The sequence below is a fragment of the Candidatus Marimicrobium litorale genome (genome assembly GCF_026262645.1).
GTDB classification, from domain to species: domain Bacteria; phylum Pseudomonadota; class Gammaproteobacteria; order Pseudomonadales; family Halieaceae; genus Marimicrobium; species Marimicrobium litorale.
Map to the genome: position 1 here is coordinate 533,115 of NZ_SHNO01000001.1, position 15,472 is coordinate 548,586.

At 58.0% G+C, this 15,472-nt stretch carries 14 protein-coding genes; 3 read left to right on the top strand and 11 right to left on the bottom strand.

The window, feature by feature from the left end; all coding sequences use genetic code 11:
* Nucleotides 1-6 precede the first annotated feature (6 nt).
* From EYC82_RS02460 to EYC82_RS02510, 11 genes are all read right to left on the bottom strand, one after another.
* On the bottom strand, nucleotides 7-1,689 hold the full coding sequence (locus EYC82_RS02460) for a BatD family protein (protein WP_279247971.1): 1,683 nt from the start codon (nucleotides 1,687-1,689) through the stop codon (nucleotides 7-9).
* Nucleotides 1,673-3,550, bottom strand: coding sequence for a vWA domain-containing protein (locus EYC82_RS02465; RefSeq protein ID WP_279247972.1), 1,878 nt, complete (start codon nucleotides 3,548-3,550; stop codon nucleotides 1,673-1,675). Before EYC82_RS02465 ends, EYC82_RS02460 begins: the two co-directional genes overlap by 17 nt.
* Entirely contained in the window at nucleotides 3,547-4,590 is a 1,044-nt protein-coding gene (locus EYC82_RS02470) for a vWA domain-containing protein (RefSeq protein ID WP_279247973.1), read from the bottom strand. The genes EYC82_RS02465 and EYC82_RS02470 overlap by 4 nt, the downstream gene beginning before the upstream one ends.
* Entirely contained in the window at nucleotides 4,587-5,063 is a 477-nt protein-coding gene (locus EYC82_RS02475) for a DUF4381 domain-containing protein (RefSeq protein ID WP_279247974.1), read from the bottom strand. Before EYC82_RS02475 ends, EYC82_RS02470 begins: the two co-directional genes overlap by 4 nt.
* A complete protein-coding gene (locus EYC82_RS02480; protein ID WP_279247975.1) occupies nucleotides 5,060-6,001 on the bottom strand; it encodes a DUF58 domain-containing protein in 942 nt (313 codons plus the stop codon). Before EYC82_RS02480 ends, EYC82_RS02475 begins: the two co-directional genes overlap by 4 nt.
* 13 nt (nucleotides 6,002-6,014) lie before the next feature.
* A complete protein-coding gene (locus tag EYC82_RS02485) occupies nucleotides 6,015-6,983 on the bottom strand; it encodes an AAA family ATPase (RefSeq protein WP_279247976.1) in 969 nt (322 codons plus the stop codon).
* 320 nt (nucleotides 6,984-7,303) lie between these two features.
* Complete coding sequence (rmf, locus tag EYC82_RS02490; protein ID WP_279247977.1) at nucleotides 7,304-7,507, bottom strand: ribosome modulation factor; 204 nt, start codon at nucleotides 7,505-7,507, stop codon at nucleotides 7,304-7,306.
* A 482-nt stretch (nucleotides 7,508-7,989) separates the two neighbouring features.
* On the bottom strand, nucleotides 7,990-9,660 hold the full coding sequence (locus EYC82_RS02495; protein ID WP_279247978.1) for an AMP-binding protein: 1,671 nt from the start codon (nucleotides 9,658-9,660) through the stop codon (nucleotides 7,990-7,992).
* A 64-nt stretch (nucleotides 9,661-9,724) separates the two neighbouring features.
* Complete coding sequence (gene glcF, locus EYC82_RS02500; protein WP_279247979.1) at nucleotides 9,725-10,939, bottom strand: glycolate oxidase subunit GlcF; 1,215 nt, start codon at nucleotides 10,937-10,939, stop codon at nucleotides 9,725-9,727.
* 9 nt (nucleotides 10,940-10,948) lie between these two features.
* Nucleotides 10,949-12,025 carry a glycolate oxidase subunit GlcE gene (gene glcE / locus EYC82_RS02505; RefSeq protein WP_279247980.1) on the bottom strand — a complete coding sequence of 359 codons (1,077 nt, stop codon included), beginning with the start codon at nucleotides 12,023-12,025 and terminating at the stop codon, nucleotides 10,949-10,951.
* Entirely contained in the window at nucleotides 12,018-13,451 is a 1,434-nt protein-coding gene (locus tag EYC82_RS02510) for an FAD-linked oxidase C-terminal domain-containing protein (RefSeq protein WP_279247981.1), read from the bottom strand. The genes glcE and EYC82_RS02510 overlap by 8 nt, the downstream gene beginning before the upstream one ends.
* A gap of 264 nt (nucleotides 13,452-13,715) precedes the next feature.
* Here EYC82_RS02510 and EYC82_RS02515 point away from each other — a divergent pair, with 264 nt between their 5' ends.
* The 3 genes from EYC82_RS02515 (at nucleotide 13,716) to EYC82_RS02525 (ending at nucleotide 15,389) form a co-directional block, all read left to right on the top strand.
* Nucleotides 13,716-13,895 (top strand): hypothetical protein, encoded by a 180-nt coding sequence (locus EYC82_RS02515; protein ID WP_279247982.1) that lies wholly within the window; start codon nucleotides 13,716-13,718, stop codon nucleotides 13,893-13,895.
* 78 nt (nucleotides 13,896-13,973) lie between these two features.
* Nucleotides 13,974-14,237, top strand: a complete 264-nt coding sequence (locus EYC82_RS02520) for a hypothetical protein (RefSeq protein ID WP_279247983.1) — start codon at nucleotides 13,974-13,976, stop codon at nucleotides 14,235-14,237.
* Nucleotides 14,238-14,513: 276 nt separating this feature from the next.
* Nucleotides 14,514-15,389 carry an SDR family NAD(P)-dependent oxidoreductase gene (locus tag EYC82_RS02525; RefSeq protein ID WP_279247984.1) on the top strand — a complete coding sequence of 292 codons (876 nt, stop codon included), beginning with the start codon at nucleotides 14,514-14,516 and terminating at the stop codon, nucleotides 15,387-15,389.
* Nucleotides 15,390-15,472 lie beyond the last annotated feature (83 nt).

Below are 15,472 nucleotides of genomic sequence, written 5' to 3' on the forward strand. Positions count from 1 at the left end.
GTGCGGCTAGCCGGGTGACGGATACAGTGCTAGCACACGATTGGTGGTTGGTTTCTTTTTATATTGATTGCGCAGCTGCTTGGCACGCGTAGCCAAGGCAGGGCCGGACCAGGTCGTTTGGTTTGAGCCGAAAAGCCCTGAATCCAGAGCGTCGAGTTGCGCTGCCAGTTCTCCGTCTGCAAACCGAAGGCTTACCTGCTCCAGTGAGCGCGGCGGCGCATCGGGGAAAAGGGTGGCGCTCCAGGCTATCATGGCGCCGCGCGCGGCGAGCGCGTCCTCCTGCCGACAAGCGGCCAGCAGTGCTTTGAAAGTCTGTTTTTCAGATACGCTATCGTGCTCTTCTGAGTTGGGAGTCTGAATCGTGCGTCGTGAGCGCCACAGGTAGAAAAGCGTCAGGAGCCACCCCGTGGTGGTGACCGCCGCTATAGTAGGCCATAGCGGGTTTGATTCACGGCCCGACGATAGCGCCTCAGGTAAGGTCGATGTTGAAGGCTCGGCCACGGGAAGGGGTATTGTGGTGGCCGGGGCGGCGCTTCCGGCGGGCAATGCCGCAACAATCTCTCGAGCCGGCACCACTGCATAGTTCAGCGTCCGGTTCTGGGTATCCCACCACGGAATCCTGAGCTCCGGTATCGTGTAGGTGCCTGCGCGGGTGGGAACCACTGCTGCATTGTCTTCTCGAGTACCCAGCAGCCCGCTCGGCAATTCTTCTTCGCCGATGCTCGGCTGGTCAGGGTAGTACTTCAGTCCGTCAACCGGATTGAACCGTATTGGTGGCAGTTGTGCGCCCTGAGCGCCTTCAGCAGTAATGCGAATAGTGCGGGTGGCAGACTCGCCTACGCCCAGTTGCTCGGGTGGGCTCGACCAGGATTCTTCTACCGTTACATTGCGGGCAGGCAGCCAGTTGTCCCCCACAAACGCAGCGGGGATAGGGAGCACCTCGATGCTGATAGGTCCAGCGATACGTCTCACCCGCTGACCGCTGCCTCCCATGTCAAACAGGCTGCGGCGTCGCTGGGTCACCCGTCCGGAAAATACCTGTTGTGGTATCTCGAGTGTGCCGCTTTGTTCCGGAAAAATTGCGTAGCGAATCTCATCTACGCGCCACTGACGTCCGTCGATTCTGGTCTGGAACGAGCGCTGTTCCAGCGGCTTTACGAACGCATTGTTCAATGTAAATTCAGAAATATTGCGCCGCTCAAGGTTAATGGCCTGTAACACGCGCAGTGTGAGTATCACCTGGCTCTGCACATAGACCTGCTTGTGGTCTAATTCCATTTCGAACACGACGGTTTCATCGCTGCCGCCCATGCTGGCAGGTGGGCCAACGGTAACCGGTATTGCGGCTGTGGTGCTGTTGCCTACGTCGAGAGACGGTATGATGAGATCGCCCTGGCGTTTAGGCGTCATTTCGATAATTAACTGTCGACTTCGCGAAATACGTCCATTGACGATATTGGTATTACTGCTGGAGGACCGCTGCAGCACTTCAAAATCTGCGAACAGCGGATCGAGGCTGGCCTCAGACAGATCGTCGTTATTTGTAGCGGTTATTGTAAGTGTGAGCGTATCGCCCAGCGCAATCCTGTCCCGGTCGAGTGTCGCCTGGGCGGCGGCAAGAGCACAGGTTGCGCCAAGCGACAGCAGCATGGCGATCGCTGCGCAAACAATTCTACCAATAAATGTCATCGTTCCTCCGGGCCCCTTCTTGTTGCCGTTGCTGGCTCTCGTAACGGAATTTCTCGCGCAACAGGCCGGACGGATCGTCGGGCACTCGACGCAACCATTGTTCCATGGCCTGATCCAGTTCCTCGTCACCACCGCTCAACGTCGATTCGCTGCCATCCGGCGGTGAACCCTGTGGGTCCTGCTCGGCGGCTGACGACTCGGCGCGTTCGGCTGGTTCTTCGTTATTCTCGCTCTCGGTGCTGGTTTCCGCTGATTGAGGGCTGGCTTCAGACTCCCGGTCTTGATCGGACTGCTGGTTTTGGTCGGACTGCTGGTTTTGGTCGGACTGCTGGTTTTGGTCGGACTGCTGGTTTTGGTCGGACTGCTGGTTTTGGTCGGACTGCTGGTTTTGGTCGGACTGCTGGTTTTGGTCGGACTGCTGATTCTGGTCCGACTGCTGATTTTGGTCGGACTGCTGATTCTGGTCGGACTGCTGATTCTGGTCGGACTGCTCATCCTGCTGCTGGTCTTGCAGTTTTTTCAGCAATTCGATGTTATCGAGAGCGTCCTGTTGATCAGGCGCGAGTTCCAGGGACTCCTCGTACGCGGCAATCGCCTCCTCAAGATTCCCTTCTTTGGCCAACGCATTACCCCGGTTGTAGAGGTTGTCAGCGCTCCCATTATCGCTGAAGCGCTCGATAGCCGTCGGGAAGTCCCCGCTGCGGTAGGAGGCGGTTCCTGCCCACGCGGGATCAGTGAACAGAGAGGCGGCCCGTTCGGGGTCCCCCTCCGTCAGGGCTCTTTCACCTTGCTGGTCATTGGTCAGCCACAGGTCGTCCCAGACGGAGGCGCTGGCGGGCTGTGGTTCGGCAAGGAACAGCACAGGCAGGAACGCAACAACCCAGCCGCGTCGAAATAAGCTGAGTACCAACGGCAGTAACAGTAGCGTAAATAAATAACCCTGGTCTTCCCAGGCGTCTGCTGTTCGATCAAGCGCCAGGGTCTCCTCTGGTACACCTAGCATGGACCTGGAAAAGGTCGCCTCCAGGTCGCTGTCATCGATTTTCATCAGTTGATATTGGCCATTCGTGCTGCGCGCGATAGCCGCTAAATTTCGATCTTGCAGCCCCGGCATGACAATTGCTCCCTCCCTGTCTTTCAGGAAGCCACCGTTTGGCAATGGAATAGGCGCGCCGGTCGGGGTGCCGACACCGAGAATGTCCAGGGTGCCATCGAACCGGGCTAACGCCTCTTCGACTGACTGTTCGGCCTGCGCGGGGATGCCGTCAGTCATCAACAGCAGTTTGCCCTGGCGAATGCCTGCAGAATGCAGCAGCTCGCTCGCCAGCGTGATGGCGCTGGCCGGATCGCTGCCCGGTACAGGCATCATGTCCGGGTTGAGTGCGGGTATCAGGTTTGCGATAGTCGAGGTGTCATCTGTGAGTGGTGTCACGATGTGGGCGTCGCCCGCATAGACCACGAGGCCAGTTTGTCCCTCTGTGCGTGAGACCAGTAGATCGATGATTTTTTGTCGCGCTCGATCCAGTCGTGAGGGGGGAAGGTCTGCGGATTTCATCGAGTAGCTCAGGTCCAGCAATACCACCAGACCATCTTGTTTTTGGTGTATGGGCTGCGGCAGTTTTTGCCAACTGGGGCCACTGGCTGCCGCGGCGGCGACGATCCAGCCGAGAAAAAGCAGGGGCAGCAGATTGCGAGCATTAGTGATCGCGGCATCACCCGCCAGGTGCCGTAATAGTTCCGGGTCGATAACCGACTGCCAACTGCCGTTGCGACGCCGCATGCGCCATAAAAGCGCCAACAATATGGCCGCGGGTAGAAGGGCCCACAGCCACTCAGGGCGCATAAAGTGAATACCAGTCACTGTCTTGCTCCTGCTGGCATCACGCGGGGTCGTCTCAGGCTAAGGAGGGGCGAGCACTGACGCAATGCCAGCAGAAAACTGAGTGCGATAGCTGCGAGTAGGGGCAGATACCCGAGAGATTGGCGAGGGCGATACACCGCAGCATCTTGTTCCACCGGCTCGAGCTGATCCAGCGTCTGGTAAATATTGACCAGTTCCTGGGGATTACGCGCTCGAAAATACTCGCCGCCGGTGAGCCGCGCAATTTCCTGTAGTCCCGCTTCGTCCAATTCGGCCGAGGGATTTACCTGACGCTGACCAAAACTTGATCCAAACAGGCCCGGCAGCGTCATGGAGTCTGCACCGACCCCGATCGTGTAGATGCGGATGCCCAAACGGGCGGCAAGCTGGGCCGCTTCCAGGGGCTTAACGGCGCTGGCAGTATCCTGACCGTCAGTGAGAAGAATGAGCACGCGGCTCTCGGCGGGTCGGTCCCGCAGGCGTTTCACTGCGAGGCCAATGGCGTCGCCAATGGCCGTTTCCTGTCCGGCAAAACCGATTTGTGCCTCCGACAGGAATTGTTCGACGGTGGCAGTATCAAACGTAAGAGGCGACTGCACGTAGGCTTTGCTGCCAAACAGGATGAGTCCAAGGCGGTCACCGCTGCGCTGACTGATGAATTGTGCGCCTACCTGCCTTACGGCGGCGACACGGGTCACCATGGATTGTCCTACTTGCATGTCTTCGATCCGCATGGAGCCAGAGATATCTACGGCCATCATCAGGTCACGGCCACTGTTAGGCAGCTCAATCGCATCGCCGATCCAGGTCGGACGCGCAATGGCTGCGAGTAGCAATAGCCAGATCAACCATAAACCCAACAGTGCGAGCGTACCGCTGCCGCGGCGACCATCGCTCTGACCCGCACTGAGCTGTTGCCACTCCGCGAAGAATGGCGCCCTCACGGCGGCCTGCTGACTCGTCGCGGGCGTTGCCAGCTTGCGCGCTAGCCACGGCAACGGTGCTAACAGAAAAACCCACGGCCAGATCCACTCAATCATGGAGTCACCTTGTGGTGGCATATCCAGTAGCGTGCGGCAGGCAAGATACGTGTTATATCAAGATTCTCCGGGGTTTTACGATAAACGGCATCGTTAAATTCCGCTCCCAGTCGCTGGCCCTCCGGTAAATCGCGATTGATTATCTGCAGCCAGGTTGCGCCGAAGCGCGATGCCACATCGGCCCGCGGATACGCTTGCAGCGCAACGCTTTTTAACAGTGCGTTGACGCTGGCCAGGTAGCGTGAAGCGTCGCCCCCGGATTGATAGTCCTGGTGCAGGTTCTGAAGTTGTCTGAGTGCCTCGCGTCGATAGGCGTTTCTGCGATAACGGCGCCGCAGCACTACGATCACGAAAGCGACGACAAGCAGCACGAGCAGCAGTAAAGCCCACCATCCCGGCGCCGGTGGCCACCAGCCAATCATCATTGGCTCGCGCAAGGGATTCAGCCCTGCGAGGGGATCCTCGGGATTCATCCTCGGGAACCCCCGTAATACGTGTGCAGTAACACGAAAGGCGATTCCTGTGTGCTGGCGTTCAGTAACGGCACGCCAAGGCTCATCAGCTGGTGCGCAAGCTCGTCACGGTAGGCTCGGTGCTGCACGGCGTAATCTTGCCGCAGTTGCTTATCAGCGGTGTGCAGTTCGCTGCGTCTCTCTCCGTCGGTGACCGTGTAACTGCCGGCACGTGGCAGCTCTGATTCCAGTGGATCCTCGCAGGCTATTGCTGTCAATTCGGTATGCTTGGCCAGCTCGAAAAGGTGCTCACTGGCGCGCGACGAGCCTGCTCCACGAAAGTCACTGATCAAAAAAAGACTGCTGCCCGGTCTAGCGATACGGCGCAGATTGCCAAGCATGGTGGCGAAGCTGGATTCGGTGCCCGCGCCATCGCAGGGGAGGGCGGCGTTGTAGCGTGTGATTTCAGAGAGCAGAGTCAGCACGTTTTTACGGCTGCGACGCGGTCTGAGCTCGCGATGGGAATTGTCGTTGAAGACGAGCCCTCCGACCCGGTCCCCCCTATCCAGAGCGCTCCAAGCCAGCAGGCTTGCAAGTTGTCCTGCCAATACAGACTTGAAGCAATATCGAGAGCCAAAGAACATGCTGTTGCGCTGGTCAACCACAAGCAGCACGGGGCGCTCTCGTTCCTCCCGGAATAATTTGGTGTGGGCTGCACCGGTTCTGGCGGTGACCCGCCAGTCGATGGTGCGAATGTCATCGCCGGGCTGGTAGCTGCGCACCTCCTCGAAATCGATGCCGCGCCCGCGGAAGTTCGATTTATTCGGACCTGCGAGGGCACTCAGTGCGCGGCTGCGGTACCCCAGGTTTAATTTGCGCGCGGGGTAGCGCAGCGCAATCAGCCCGTTCAAGTCTTGGTGGGCGCCCTTTGCAGGAGCTTTGATGTCGGCAAGCTGCATGATCTTTGCAGCCTCAACCGACCGGCACGATAGCGAGCAGTTCCTCGATCACCCGGTCAGGGGTAATGCCGTTCGCCTCGGCTTCGAAGCTGAGAATCAGCCGATGGCGGAGAATGTCGGCTGCGACCGCCTGCACGTCGTCAGGGCTGACGAAATCGCGCCCCTTGATCCACGCGTGGGCCCGTGCGCAGCGATCCAGTGCGATCGTGGCCCTCGGGCTCCCACCATATTCGAGCCAGCTGGCCAAAGTATCGCTGTAGCGTGTCGGCGTCCGTGTGGCGATGACCAGTTGCACGAGGTACTGTTCTACCGCGTCGGACATGTGCAGCGCCAGTATGTCCTGCCGCGCGCTGAATACGCTGGCTTGCGACAGTTTGGGCGGCACCTTCGGAGCGTCTCGGCCCGCTTCAGCGCGGGTCAGTCTTAGGATATCGGTCTCTGCGGCAGTGTCCGGATAATCGACCCGCACGTGCATCAGAAAGCGGTCCAACTGTGCCTCGGGCAGTGGGTAGGTGCCCTCTTGCTCGATAGGGTTTTGGGTCGCCATGACCAGAAACAGGTCGGGCAAGTCATAGGTCTGGCTACCGGCACTGACCTGTCGCTCTGCCATGGCCTCGAGCAGGGCTGACTGCACTTTTGCTGGCGCCCGGTTGACCTCATCGGCCAATACAAGGTTATGAAATATAGGGCCTTTTTGAAAGTGGAAGCTGGCTTCTTGTGGTCGATAGATCTCGGTACCGGTGACATCGCCGGGTAACAGGTCAGGGGTGAACTGAATTCGCTGAAATTCCCCCTCAAGGCCGTCTGCGAGTGACTTGATTGCGCGCGTCTTGGCCAGTCCTGGAGCACCCTCTACCAGCAGGTGGCCGTCTGCCAGTAGCGCGATAATCAGCCGCTGAACGAGATGGGCTTGCCCAATAATCTGCCCGCTGAGCCACTGCTCAAGAGCTAGAATATCGCTATTGCGAGTTGATGGATTCAATTGTTTTGCCCTGTTGTCGGTATCACGAAGGAGGCATTTTAGCCGAACCGGGCTGACTGTACAGTCTGTCCCGCACTCATATGTCAAATAGTATGAACCGGCAGTGGTCAGAAAGTTCCGCAGCTGCGCCCTGTGCCCGGGCGAAAACGGTTACTTCACTGGGTAAGGGTAGATGACGAGCGTCGCCCCGGGACCGGTGCGGCCCCGATGCGGTAGCGATTCGCGTCTTGCGCGCGTGTGCGAATGATGTGCGAAAAATCCAGTCGGCGCTATTACCGCAGCGTCTAGAACTCCGCAAAGAGGTTCGGAGCGATAGCGCTTTAGAGCGCCCGGATCTTATGTACACCGGACACGCCGGTGTATCCGTCCCACTCGTCGTAGCGTCCTTCGCGCCAACCCGAAATCCAGTTAAGTCGATGCGCTTCTTCAACATGCGGACAAAAATCGATACTGCGTCTCGAAAGTCCAGCCTGATAGCCTCTATCGTAGGCCCTGGTTTTCATATCGCGTTTTTGTCTTCTCATAGATCAAGGTCCTGTGGCAGGTGCGCCGACCGGCCGCAGGTGCCTGGTTTATGCGGCGGTTGGCAACGTTGTTGACAGCTTGTAGTGACGTGTGGAGGCTGACTGGGAGGCCAGCTAACACGGCGTCCGTGTCCGAAAAGCACCGTCTTCATGAAAACAAAGAATCGTAACCAAGTCGACAACAGATTTGTTCTGACCAGGCCTCTCCAATATAACCTGATTGAAAAATTTGATGCAGGGCAATGGCCTGTAGCGCTGTTTGAAGGTGGTTAGAGAGACACGGAAATACGCGGTGTTTGATGGCTGCGGCTACGACAGGCAGCGGCTAACATGCGGTCGCCTTACCGTGGGGCACATCGGGAGCTCATGTGCGCCGACAACCGGTGCCTACGGGCGAAAAACAGCCTGTTGAGACAGCGAGGCGCCGCGATGAGCCGGCCACTCGTCACCGTTGCCCGGTTGGGTCGGCCAATCGATGGGGCTCACTGCCAAACGACGCGGTCCCCCGAGGCGTACCAGGCGTCCAGCTCGGGTTCATAGGCCGCTTCCACCGCATTGCGCTTGATTTTTAATGTCGGCGTAAGAAAGCCATTCTCTGTATCCCATGTCTCTGCGGCGATTGCTAGAAATTGCATCCGCTCGTATTCCTCGACCTCGCGGTTTACCGCATCGAGAAGCGCCTCAAGGCGCGTCGACAGCGCGTCGCGCTTCTCGGGTGACGCCAGTGAACTCCGCAACTCTTCTGCAATCTGTACAATGCCATAGCAAGCCGGCCGACCTGCACCAGAGACGCAGGATAGTTCGATTGAGCTGTCTGAGTTGAGCAGGTTTTCGATCGGTGCGGGCGATACGTATTTCCCTTTGCTGGTCTTGAACAGCTCTTTTAGCCTGCCGGTAATCTTGAGCAACCCGTCCGCTGAATACTCGCCGCGGTCTCCCGTTCGAAAAAAACCATCATCAGTGTAGGCCTCGGAGGTAATGTCAGGCGCCTTGTAGTACCCCAACATGTTGCCCGGCGACTTGATCTGAATCTCCCCCTCCTCAGTGATGCGGGTTTCGACATTTTTGCCCGGCACGCCGACGTAGCCCGCTCGACGCTGGTCGGGTGTAGACATGTGGGAATAGGCGAAATCTTCGCTCATGCCGTAGCCTTCGAGCAGTTGCAACCCCAGTGACTCGTACCACAGAATAAGTTCTTCGGGAATAGGCGCAGAGCCGCTGCCTGCAAGGCGCACGTGCGCGAGACCTAGACCGTCGAGAATTTTGCGCCGCATAAGGCGACCGACCAGTGGAAGCCTGAGCAGTCGCGCCAGTTTCCGCTCAGGCATTTTCTGGAAAACGCCTAGCTGGAATTTGAGCCACAGTCGCGGCACGGAGATAAACAGCGTGGGTCGAGCTCGATGCAGATCCTTGACAAACGTCTCCAGTGTCTCCGCAAAATAGATTCGGTTGCCTGCGAAGAAAGAGCCGCATTCCACTGTGGCCCGCTCGAATACATGGGCCAAAGGCAGGTAAGAGAGAATTCTGTCATCGGAGGTGATGTTGAGATCGTTGACGACCAGTTGGGTGGGTACTGCCGTCGATTCGAAGGAATGCATAACGCCTTTGGGCGTGCCCGTACTGCCCGAGGTGTAGCACATCAGGGCGAGTTGGTCTCCAGCTGGTGATGGGCTATCACTTATCGGCTCGTGGGCCGCGATAATGTCCTCCCATGTGGGATAGCTGGTCGCCGGCGCAAGCGGCAGTGCGATACCCGGCAGATCATCGGGGACGCCCTCGCGCAAACTGTCCCAGTCATCGAGTTTTCCTATAATGACCAGCTGAGAATCGGAGTGATCAAGAATCTGTTTAACCGTGTCCGCATTCAGTGTCGGGTAGAGCGCGATCGACACATGTCCCGCCATCCAGATGGCAAGGTCTGCGATTATGAAGTGCGCACAGTTTTTTGAGATCATTGCAATGTGACTGCCCGGAGCCAGGTCGAGGCCGCGCAGATAGGCCGCCATTCTTCGAGCCTCGTTCATTGCGCCGGCCCAGGTGTAGTCGACCACTTGACCATTGCCCAGCGGTTGCGTCATGTAGATGCGATCAGGTGTGGAGCGCTCCCACTCGTAAACCGCATCCAGCAGAAGTTTGGGCTTTGAATCTGACATAGCTTTACTCGGGTCGTTTTGCACGACGCAACTTTATAGCAAAAGTCGCTTGTTGCAACCCTCTCTATGGCGTTGAATCGAGTAATTCTATCCAGTGGACCACCCGGATGTTGGCTCCGGACTGCAGATGCAGCTGGCATCCGATATTGGCCGTGACAATGACGTCCGGATGGTCGCCAGTGAGCGCGCTGAGAGTCGACTGACGCAGACGGTCGCTGGTATCGGGTTGCAGCAGGGAATAAGTCCCCGCTGAGCCACAGCAGCCCTGATCCGGCAGGTTCTTTACCACCTCGAACCCAAGGCGCGTTAATACCCTGTGTATCAACGCCGGTTGTTGCATGGCGTTGCGCAGGGTGCAGGGGGTGTGAACCGCCACTCGTCCAATACGTGTATCGACCGTCAGTTGTTCCAGCGGCTCGGCCTCCAGCACCTGGCCTACGTCTTTTGCGAGAGCGGTGATCCGGGCAGCCTTGGCGCTGTAAAGGGGGTCATTGACCAGCAGTCGGCCGTAATCGTTTAGTTGCGCCCCGCAACCGCTGGCACTGCTGACGATAGCTTCTGCGCCCTGCTCGATGTAGGGCCACCATTGATCAATGTTGTGGCGAGCCCGCTCTGCCGCGCTATCCGGTGCCGAGAGATGTTGGTCCAAGGCGCCGCAGCAACCGGCGCGGGGCGCGCTCTGCAGGGTGACCCCGAGTTTGTCCAGCAGGCGCCGAGCGACGGCATGTGTGGCCGGTGTGGCCGCGGATTGTACGCATCCTTCGAGTGCCAGCATGGTGCGCTCGTGACGTGCCGTGGGCGCCACTCCGACAGACTGTGGTGGCGGCACTTTGCTGCGCAGACGTGGCGGCAAGACAGGCAGCGCCCATCGGGCAAAAGCCAACCCCGTCGATAGCAGCCGCGGTCTGACCAGAAGCGTACGCAGGGCACGCCGCCTCAGACTGTCCCAGCGACGGCGGGGAGCCTCTTGCTCCAGAAGGTCGCGGCCAATGTCCAGCAGCTCCCCATAGCGCACACCCGAAGGGCACGTGGTCTCGCAATTACGGCAGGTAAGACAGCGATCGAGGTGCGTAACCGTTGCGGCACTGGCCTCACCGGATTCCAGCATGTTCTTAATCAGGTAAATCCGACCCCGCGGACTGTCCCGTTCATCCCTGGTATCGAGGTAAGTGGGGCAGGTGGCCAGACAGATGCCACAGTGGACGCAGGCGCCCGTGAGTTGGCGCGCGGCGATGCCTTGGGGTGTCTCGCTATAACGTGGGTGAAGTTCTACGTGCATCGTGATCCTTTACATCCAGCTGTAGAGACGGCCGGGATTGAGCGTGCCCCCGGGGTCAAAGACTTGCTTCAAGCGCAGGTGCAGGCGGCGTTCTGCGTCAGACAAGGCGGGTTTTACCTCACCGTGTCGGTCACCGCCGCGGTGGAGACTGACGTGTCCGCCCTGTCGCACGGCATGAGATTGCAATGTTTGCTGCGGCTGTTCTCCCCTGGACCAGCGCAGGGCACCACCCCAGTCGATCAGCATGTCCTCGCAGTGCGTTGCGGGCAGCGTCGGTGACACAGAATAACGCCACAGTGGACTGTCGCCGTCAAAAAACGGTAGGGTCATCTCGCGTAGGTCCTGCCATGGCGTCGCAGCTTCCGCCAGCGCGTCGCCGCCCCAGAGTCGGGCGGTGTGCTCGACTGCGCGGCGGGCGCCGGACAGCCGCAGGTACAAGCGACCCGCCCACCAGGCGGCTGCCGACAGAGGCTTCGGTTGAGTCCCCCGTCGGTTCATTTCCTGCACCGCCTCATGTGCATTCATATCGAACGCCAGTGTCAGGGTTTTTTCGGCCCTTGGAACCACCTTGACGCTAATCTCACTGAGAACACCCAGCGTTCCGAGTGCTCCTGCCTGCAGCCGTGACACGTCGTAGCCGGCAACATTTTTCATTACTCGACCGCCAAACTGCATGACCCGGCCATCCCCGGCGATAATAGCTACACCCAGCACCCTGTCTCTGGCAGCGCCGCCCCAGGGGCGGCCGGGGCCTGATTGATTACACGCAATCGTGCCTCCCAATGTGGCGTTTCCCCCGAACACCGGCGGCTCGAACGACAGAGTTTGCCCGTTAGCTTCCAGCAGCGTGAGGATCTCGCTGATGGAGGTGCCGCAACGCGCGGTGAGCACGAGCTCGCCGGGCTGGTAATCTACGATGCCGCGGTGACGGGAAACATCCAGTGACGCGCAGTCGCATGCGCGTCCCCCGGTATGACGCTTGCTGTCGCCGCCCTTGATATACAGCGCACGATTTTCTCCGGCGGCAGTTTTTATGGTGGCCGCCAGTTCTTCGCCAAGATCAAGAGAGACAGCGGCGTCAATCATGCGTGTGCTGCCGGGGTAGCGCCCGGTATTCCTGACAACGTTTCAGGATAGGAACTCCCTTGCCGGGATTGAGCCTTAAGCCGGGATCGAAGGCGTGCTTGATGTCCTCCAGCAGGTTCAGCTCCTCTTGAGAGAATTGTTCCGACATCATGCCCAGTTTTTCAATACCGACGCCGTGCTCCCCGCTAATACACCCGCCCACCTTGACTGACAGCGTCAGGATCGACTCGCCAAAGTGTTTTGCGTTGCTCACCTGCTCCGGTTTGCTGGCGTCGAACAGGATCAGGGGATGCAGATTGCCGTCTCCCGCGTGAAAGACGTTGGCCACACCGAGCCCATACTGCTCACCGAGGCGATGAATTTCCGTCAGCACATGGGAGAGCTGGTGTCGCGGAATGGTGCCGTCCATACAGTAGTAGTCAGGTGCAAGGCGTCCCACAGCGGGGAAAGCTGACTTGCGCCCCCTCCAGAGCAGCTGACGGTGCGTTTCATCAACCGATATGACCACGCTTGCGGCCCCTTGCTGCCTGAAAAGGTCCGCCACCTGTGAAATATGCTGATCCACTTCCTCCGCGGTGCCATCGACCTCGCACAACAGTATGGCGGCTGCCTCGCGGGGATAGCCTGCCTGACTGAAATCTTCCGCGGCGCTCACTGCCAGACGATCCATCATTTCAAGGCCCGCCGGAATAATACCTGCGCTGATAACGGCGCTCACAGCGTCGCCTGCTTCGGTAATGCTGTCAAAACCCGCCATGACGACCTTTGCGATTTCCGGAGAAGGGAGTAACTGTACGGTGATCTCGGTAACGATGCCCAGCAGTCCTTCGGAGCCTGTCATCAGGGCCATAAGATCCAGCGCAGGGCTGTCGAGCCCCGCACCGCCGACCACTAGTTTCTCGCCCTCAGAGGTGTAAAGCGTTAGCGAGAGAATATTATTCACGGTCAGGCCGTATTTCAGGCAGTGAACCCCGCCAGAGTTTTCCGCCACGTTACCGCCAATAGTGCAGGCGATTTGGGAAGAGGGGTCCGGAGCATAATAAAGACCGTGCGGCGCCGCCGCTTCCGAGATGGAAAGGTTGGCGACGCCCGGCTGCACCCGTGCTGTGCGAGCCAGCGGATCTATGTCGATAATGCCATCAAGCCGAGAAAGCACCAGTAATACCCCCTCGGGGTGAGGCATGGCGCCACCGCATAGTCCAGTACCTGCGCCGCGTGCGACAACCGGAATATTCAGCGTGTGACACAGGCGAAGGACCTGTTGCACCTCTGTGTCTGAACCGGGCAATGCTACTGCCAGTGGGAGTTCCCGGTACAGGGGGAGTGCATCGCATTCATAGGGTCGTTGCAATTCCCGCTCGACAATCACGTGATCGTCACCCAGGCATTCCCGGAGACGGCTGACCAGTACCTCGTTTGATGTCACGTTGTAATCCTTGTCAGTATGGTGATGGAGGCGAGTGTTGTCTGCCGAGGCGTCTCACTAACCGCCATGTCCCGCTGCTTCTCCGTAATCACACTGTACAATTTTTGGCGCTGTTTCGCAGTGATTGATTATGCAGTGTACGTATCGCCAGCCGCACGGAATGCGGTGTGGCACACAGCGCCGGCATTGTAATGTTAATTCGCTCGAACCCCTGTGTATTTTTCTAATATTTAGCGTGCGCGAACCGCTCGCAGGAAAACTATCGTGACGTTAGAAAACGTGTCTCAACTAGGTGAATTTATTGGTGGCTTCGGCGTTATTTTCACCTTGATCTACCTCGCGATTCAGGTGCGAAGTAATACAGGGTCACAGCGAGCCGATATGACTGCGCGTGTGCTGGAGGGTTTGGCAGCACAACAACATACTCTCGGCTTCAACGTATAAGCTAATCAATTTTTTATGCGATGGGTAACCGACGTGTCGCATCTCCCGCTCGAAGAGAGGGGTCGGTTTTAATGGGTAATGACAGAATTTGTGAGTTCCATGGAGTTGTTAATGCAGCAATACGAGGTGGGCAACGTGGGCCAGCAAGTATCGCAGCGGTGGGGCGATACATTGGACTTTTGGCTCAGTTTTGATGGAGTAAAGACGTACTGGTCAGGCAGAGCGACGCCCTGCACGAACAGCTTTACCCGTTACATTGACGATCGGCTCGCGGCAAATGATTACGCCTTTAACGCTAAAAATTACAAAGAATTCATAACAGCGGATATACTGGGACACTGAGCTTTCGAGTGCGCGTGGTTGGTTATATTTTTCTCGGCGCATGAGGCCGTTGTAACGATTTGGCCTGCGCAATCGAGATGGATAGCCACTCACTAGAGAGACCCCTCTATATCGCGGTGGGTTGTGCCGCCGCAGGGTTCGATAAATTATCCTATGCGATCCTTCTTCCCAGGAAAAGCGCATGCGGGTGGCGGTGATTTCAAGAGCGCTGGAGTCGTCACGGAAATTGTGGCATAACAATGCTCTTTTTCTTATAACATTCGGAGTGAGTCGAAGATGGATGATTTCGCAGGTAAGGTTGCCGTGGTCACAGGTGGCGCCAGTGGTATTGGTCGCTCGATCGTTAAAGAGCTGTTGGCATCAGGGGCCAAGGTGGTTGTTGCCGATGTTGAGCAGAAGGCGCTGGACAAGCTGCTGGCAGAGTTCGACGGCGCAGGCGAAATCATGGGTGTCGTCACCGACGTGTCCGATGGCGATTCCGTTGCTGCATTGGCTGACAAAGTATACGGCGAACACGGCGCTTGCCACCTGTTATTCAACAACGCAGGTGTGGCAGCCCCGTCGGCGAACGTATGGGAGACAACCGTCAACGACTGGAAGTGGGTGCACGGAGTAAATGTACTCGGTGTGATCCATGGTATTCAGGCGTTTGTTCCGCGTATGATTGCCGGGGGAGAAAAGGGGCATATTATTAATACGTCTTCGGGCGACGGCGGCATCTCTCCATTGCCTTACCAATCGGTATACGCCTCGAGCAAGGCAGCTGTGAGTTGCATCAGTGAATGCCTGTCGGCTCAGTTGCAAAGTGAGGGCACCAATTTGAGTGCTTCTGTTTTTTACCCGTCTGGTGGCCTTCTCGATACCGGTATCTGGACCACAGATCGAAACCGCCCGAAAGACCTGGCGCGTGAAAAGCCTTATGATCCCGTGCCCACTGTTCAGGATTTTAAGGTCGCTGCCGAGCAGGCCGGTTGGGACCTTGAGTTTCAGGACCTGGATGAGCTAGCGCGCTACTGCCTGCAGGGCATTCGTGATAATCGTTTTGTGATTATGATACGGGTCGAAGAAGCCGAGGCCACATTGCAGGAACGAGCCGCAAGAATTGGACGCGCCGAACTGCCGATAGACCAGGCGGAAATACCTCAGCTGTAGCAGGGGTTTCGCTTGCTGCGGCTGCGAGACAGCGGCCGCATGGATTCTCAGGGTAGAGAAAATTCTGCTCCTTGCTTAGAGTC

Excerpts from the sequence above, each read along its gene's own strand:
- EYC82_RS02470 (WP_279247973.1), bottom strand. The coding sequence starts at position 4,590 with ATGATTGAGTGGATCTGGCCGTGGGTTTTTCTGTTAGCACCGTTGCCG.
- EYC82_RS02480 (WP_279247975.1), bottom strand. The coding sequence starts at position 6,001 with ATGCAGCTTGCCGACATCAAAGCTCCTGCAAAGGGCGCCCACCAAGAC.
- rmf (WP_279247977.1), bottom strand. The coding sequence starts at position 7,507 with ATGAGAAGACAAAAACGCGATATGAAAACCAGGGCCTACGATAGAGGC.
- EYC82_RS02525 (WP_279247984.1), top strand. The coding sequence starts at position 14,514 with ATGGATGATTTCGCAGGTAAGGTTGCCGTGGTCACAGGTGGCGCCAGT.
- glcF (WP_279247979.1), bottom strand. The coding sequence starts at position 10,939 with ATGCACGTAGAACTTCACCCACGTTATAGCGAGACACCCCAAGGCATC.
- EYC82_RS02520 (WP_279247983.1), top strand. The coding sequence starts at position 13,974 with ATGACAGAATTTGTGAGTTCCATGGAGTTGTTAATGCAGCAATACGAG.
- EYC82_RS02460 (WP_279247971.1), bottom strand. The coding sequence starts at position 1,689 with ATGACATTTATTGGTAGAATTGTTTGCGCAGCGATCGCCATGCTGCTG.
- EYC82_RS02495 (WP_279247978.1), bottom strand. The coding sequence starts at position 9,660 with ATGTCAGATTCAAAGCCCAAACTTCTGCTGGATGCGGTTTACGAGTGG.
- glcE (WP_279247980.1), bottom strand. The coding sequence starts at position 12,025 with ATGATTGACGCCGCTGTCTCTCTTGATCTTGGCGAAGAACTGGCGGCC.
- EYC82_RS02475 (WP_279247974.1), bottom strand. The coding sequence starts at position 5,063 with ATGAATCCCGAGGATCCCCTCGCAGGGCTGAATCCCTTGCGCGAGCCA.